At 63.4% G+C, this 4,997-nt stretch carries 5 protein-coding genes; all 5 read left to right on the forward strand.

The window, feature by feature from the left end:
- Window positions 1–310: 310 nt before the first annotated feature.
- The 5 genes from FIP57_RS22870 to FIP57_RS22890 all read left to right on the forward strand — a co-directional run bounded on the left by FIP57_RS22870 (window position 311) and on the right by FIP57_RS22890 (window position 4,872).
- A complete protein-coding gene (locus FIP57_RS22870; RefSeq protein WP_148576203.1) occupies window positions 311–646 on the forward strand; it encodes a hypothetical protein in 336 nt (111 codons plus the stop codon).
- 57 nt (window positions 647–703) lie between these two features.
- The gene (locus tag FIP57_RS22875; protein WP_162529949.1) at window positions 704–1,621 is read left to right on the forward strand and encodes a DUF4238 domain-containing protein; all 918 of its coding nucleotides are present in this window, start codon (window positions 704–706) and stop codon (window positions 1,619–1,621) included.
- 367 nt (window positions 1,622–1,988) lie between these two features.
- Window positions 1,989–2,354 (forward strand): hypothetical protein, encoded by a 366-nt coding sequence (locus FIP57_RS22880; protein WP_148576208.1) that lies wholly within the window; start codon window positions 1,989–1,991, stop codon window positions 2,352–2,354.
- 48 nt (window positions 2,355–2,402) lie between these two features.
- Complete coding sequence (locus FIP57_RS22885; RefSeq protein ID WP_148576211.1) at window positions 2,403–3,701, forward strand: S8 family serine peptidase; 1,299 nt, start codon at window positions 2,403–2,405, stop codon at window positions 3,699–3,701.
- A 202-nt stretch (window positions 3,702–3,903) separates the two neighbouring features.
- Complete coding sequence (locus tag FIP57_RS22890) at window positions 3,904–4,872, forward strand: hypothetical protein (protein ID WP_148576213.1); 969 nt, start codon at window positions 3,904–3,906, stop codon at window positions 4,870–4,872.
- Window positions 4,873–4,997: the final 125 nt, after the last annotated feature.

Genomic DNA, 4,997 nt, shown 5'->3' on the forward strand with positions numbered 1-4,997 from the left:
CGCGACCCAACACAGCAGTGGAACGTCCGGACAGCGAGGTCCGGAGAATCCTCACGCGCCTACCCCAGCACCCGGCACCCTTCGTCGTTCACGACCATCTCAGCGGGCTTGTCGGTGGATCCGGGCTAAGTCCCTTGGCAGCACCCTGAAGGTCTCCCTTCACGATGAAGACCGTTATCGACACGAACGGCCGTGGCTCCTCGCCTACACGAAAGAGCACATGCGGTCCGAGCGTCCACTGTGGCCGAGTAGCCGGGACCGCATCGTTCATCGCTTTCGACCGACCGACTTTCGGGGTGGGACTCGGAGAATGTTCGCGATCGGTGTGTTTCGAAATTGCCTACTCGAGAATCGTCGCGTCGAGAAAGAGGCTGTCGCCGTCGTGCCTGATCGGTGGGACGCTCTCACTGTCGTGAACGTCCTGATGACGGAGGGTGACCAGCCGCCGCGCGATTGGGACCTTGTAACTACCGACTCGCTACCTCTCTCCAACGGCCATCACATTTGGCTCGGATCCAACGTCGAGCAGATCGATGCAGGCGAACCGGAACCGGCTCCAGACGGCAACATCATCCAGATTCGTGACCCCGACGACCACGACGTCGCCTGCCCAGGGTTCTTGTTGCGTCCCATCAACATCGGATGAGGTCCTCGCAGATGTGCGACGGCGTCGATAGGCCCGGGCCTGCCCTACTGTTTGGCCGTGTCTGAAACCGAGCTGCCACGAGACCACTTCGTCTCGCGCGGCTATCAACAGAACTTCGCGTCCCCTGACAAGCGCGTGACCGTCATCAGCGTCGCCTCGGGGCGAGTGGTCGACGCTGGTCGCCCGATCAAGTCAAACTTCCGCGAGCAGGGATTCACAACCTTCCTTGAGGCAGGCGTCCCGAACGATCTGCTCGAGAAAGCTTTCGTCTCTGTCGAAAAGCGCGTCCTAAACGAGATCCGGAGCATAGGTATCAACCGCTGCGGGCCACAGCAGAAGGCCGACGTCGCCAATCTCTTCGCTATCCACTTGGTACGAAGCCCAGCCTTCAAGGACTTCCACCGCGACATCGGCGACCGGTTCCGCGCGGTCGACGTTCCCGACTTCGCCAACAACCCCGAGTACATCGAGCGGTTCGAGGCATTCGAGGGCCGGCCGCCAACTGAAGCGGAACTGCTGGAACTGGCCCTGCGTGCATACGACGAGCTCGCGTCGGACCCGATGAGTCTGGTGATGACGATGATCCGGCAGCACGACGCGATCGCCGAGAAGCTCAACGGCTTCCATCTGCAGGTGGTTGCACTTGCAGACTCCAGGCTGCCCGGGTTCGTCATCGGCGACACCCCCGTTGTGCACGCCGACCTGAGAAGCGGCCGTTACGGGTTTCGCGACCGGCTGGCCCTCGGCGACGCAAACTTCATTATCGGCCCCCTCTCCCGCACCACCGCGGCCTGTTTCAGCGCACGTCCGCTCCGCCCAGAGCTGATCAGGACCCGAAAGCGGGTCGACGCCATTAATGCCGAGTTCCTGCGAGCCGCTTCTAGTGAGGTCGCCTGTCATCCGGAGGACGCACGGGCGGTGCGGCAAGCCCACACGCGCTTGGACCGACTGCCTCCGTCGATCCTCACCGGGTAGGGAAGCTTTCACATCACGCCGGTGCCAAGCACTGGAACAGGTCACCGCGCGTCCTCGGACGTAGCGGCGCGTCATATCAGCCGCGAGAGGTTGCCAAGCCTTCTGCTGAGAGAGACCACTCTTGACGACGCCGCGGGGCGAGCGCCACGCTAATTCGCACGAACGTCACTGGTGCCCGTGCCGGCACCTGAGCAGGCTGACCAGCGTTGAAGACTGCGTCCGTCGCGCTCGGGAACGGCGAGTTCACCGCCGCAGGTGCTCCGAGAACCGGGGGAACTTAATGAGTGCGTCTGAAGAGGTCCGAGCCGTCATTCGAGACCTTCAAGCAGCCGTTGCCCAATCGACCGGTCGGATAGGGGAACTGGGCATGCGCGTCACCGAACTCGGCGTCAATCTGGAGACCGTGCTTGAGAAGAGGGCTTCCGGCGAGATCGACTTGAAGTTGGTGAAGTTGGGCGGCGGTGGCGGTATCAAGGACACCACAACGATCTCGCTCACGATGGAACCCAGTGATGCGGTCGGTGCCGCGTACGTTGACGACGAGCTCACGAACGCGCTTGCTGTCATCGAAGCAGCCATCGCGGTCCTCGATGCCAACTACGTGCTGTCCGAGGCGACGGTCGAGGTCGCATTCGAGACCACATTGGACGGCAAGATCAGCTTGGTCTTGGGTGGTGAAGCCAGCCGTGCGAAGGCGCATACCGCAAAGGTGACGTTCAAGCCTGACGAGTGAAGGCTCGACGCTGCCCAGTGGGGCAGCCTCGTGGGGAGGGCATGCACTATGGCTAGGTACTTCGACGTGCACCTCTTGGCTGAGCCCCCGGCCGTGCAAGACGGCGACCCGTATGACACCACCCAAGGTGGAATCGTATTCCGGGGACTCCCGTTCGTGGCCTGGCCCGCCGGCGATCCGCCAGAACCGCGGTTTGAGGTTCTTAGAACCTGGCCGCGTTACCCGCGCGCCCGGCTCAAGATCCTCCACGCACTGGACGCAGCAAAGGCGAACAACGCCCACGTATACCGACTCAGCCTGGGCGTCACTCGGTCACGTGATCCCGAGGCCGACGCGCTGGCACACGCCACCAAGTTTCTGCGCGACAGGAACCGGATTGTGGTGGCGGCCGCGGGGAACTGGGGACCCGGCCTGGGAACGCTGAGCGACCTCGCATGCGCACAGGGTGTGATCGCGGTCGCCGGGTGCACCTCGGACGGTCTGCCGCTGGACTGCTCCGGCCGCGGTACCGCCGACGCGCCCAAGCCAACCCTTGCTGCGAACGGCACCGACCCCACCGGGCAGTCGACCCCTGGAACCAGCCTCGCTGCAGCCCGCGTGGCAGTTCTGTGCGTCTGGATCCGCTCCCTGCTCCAATGCCTGACCTCAGAAGCGAGCGCTGCCTACGCCGGAGAGGGCCTGGTTGAGATGCCGAGACCCTCTCGCCTCGCGCACATTGACAGCGACTTCACGCAGAACCAAGTAGACACGTTGGTCTCCCTGCGACTGGGCCAAGCGGTCTTTCCTGCAGGCACCGTCATGTACTCGGGTGCGACGATGCGGCGAATCAAGTGGCTGACCCGGGTTGTCGATTTCGCACGTCAGCACCAGATCTACGTCGCCTTCGATTCTGGCCCGGACTGGGTGTTGCGCATCCTGGTCGCAGCTGCCGACACGAACCCCTGTACCGACCCGGTTACCTGCGGCGCTGGAGTCGTCTCACGCGAATCAGTCCGCGCCCTCCTCACCGGCATGACGCCTTCGCGATTCCTACGCCTCTTCGTCGACGATGGGTACTGGGACGAGCGGCGAACTGCTGTCGGCGCCGCGCTAGACGAAGAACTCGAGGATCTCTGGTCAGTGTCGGACCTAGACATGTCTGAGCAGTTCTACGCCGCTGAGTACGAAGACCTCTTCATAGAGATCGGCGTCCCAGGCGAAGCGGGTCACGGCAACACGATGCTGCGCATAAGCGGCACACCCACGACATTCAATAACCAGCCTGTCTACGCGCACATCGACGAGCGCGGCAACCTAACGATCGATGACGTGGAAGCGTTGGGCAGGACGTCGTACACCGAGCAGTAGCCGCTCACCGCCCCCACCTCGTCGCGAAGATGCGATGCTGCGCCGCCGGGCGGCGGGCTGTTGCCAGTTGTACTGGACAGCTCACCAGCCTCTCGCGTTTGCTGCCCGGATCTGAAGGACGAACCTGCCCCATTCCACCGCATTCGAACCGCCTTGGTGGTGGGTCAACCGATAGCGTGGTGGGCGGTGACTAGGGGGGCCGATGGCAAGAAGAGACATCGTCGCCGGCCGTGTCAGGGCTCTGACAGCGGGATTCGACCGCTACCTCGCGGTGTACGACGGTCGACCTGCATTCCGAGCTGACCAGCTCGCGGCGCACCGCCAGACCATCGAGCTCCGTCGTCGGGCCGGCTCTGCAGCAGCAGCGGCCTCGGATCCTCAGTTCGCCGCATCCTTGTACCGCACACTGCGCGCTTGGGGACTCGGGATGCGAGCATCAGTCCTTGTACCGGAGTCGGCCTTCGCGGCCGCGCTCGTCGGCGCCATACCCGTGCTTACCGAAGTTGAGAATCTTCGAATCGACGACCCAAACCTTCCCGACCATGCCACCGACCTGGTCTGGGCGCTGATAAGCGGACTCGGGGTCACGAAGAATCAAGCGAAGATCGTGGCCGGCACGAAGACACTGCACCACTTGCTTCCTGAGTTGGTGCCCCCAATCGACCGCGAATGGACCGGACTCTTCTTCGGGTACCAGCCGCCGCGCTTCCAGAGTGGCCAGCAGCACTTGTTCCAACACATGTTCGCTACGTTCCGCGACATCGCCTTACAGGTCGATCTTGCCAGCGGTGTCAGCGGACAGGGGTGGCGCACTTCGACGAGCAAGTTGCTCGACAACGCCGTCATAGGCTATTGCGACTCAGAACTAAGAGGTCCGGCAGTCATCGCCGCTCGCGATCATTCGTCGCCCACCAGCGACGTCGCCATCGACGACACCTCTACGGTGGTGCTAGCCGAGTCTTTGACGTTTCGCGTCGACGGCCACTTCCCGCCGGCGAAGAACACAGCGACATCGATGCTGGCCGCGGCCCATCCAGATGCCACCCGGGTCCGGGCGTTGCTCGCCGCAGCTAAAGCGGCCACGTCGACGCACCCGGAGTTTGCGCCGATCAAGGACGGCCCGGTTGCGCTTGAAGTCGTCCTCACACCGCCGACCGACCGAGAGGCCTGAGTTGAGTCCCCGATAGTGGTGTAGCGCGGTCGTCGAGATCGTCGCCGGCGTGTACGTCGGAACGAAGCGCGGCCACCGCGTGATCCTTCGAGTCAACCTTCCACAGAATCCTCGAGGACCATCAC

It is taken from the genome of Nocardioides caldifontis (assembly GCF_008087345.1).
Classification (GTDB): Bacteria; Actinomycetota; Actinomycetes; order Propionibacteriales; family Nocardioidaceae; genus Marmoricola_A; species Marmoricola_A caldifontis.

Bases quoted from the DNA above. Each gene is read 5' to 3' on its own strand.
- FIP57_RS22870 (WP_148576203.1), top strand. From the start codon at position 311: ATGTTCGCGATCGGTGTGTTTCGAAATTGCCTACTCGAGAATCGTCGC.
- FIP57_RS22880 (WP_148576208.1), top strand. From the start codon at position 1,989: ATGCGCGTCACCGAACTCGGCGTCAATCTGGAGACCGTGCTTGAGAAG.
- FIP57_RS22885 (WP_148576211.1), top strand. From the start codon at position 2,403: ATGGCTAGGTACTTCGACGTGCACCTCTTGGCTGAGCCCCCGGCCGTG.
- FIP57_RS22890 (WP_148576213.1), top strand. From the start codon at position 3,904: ATGGCAAGAAGAGACATCGTCGCCGGCCGTGTCAGGGCTCTGACAGCG.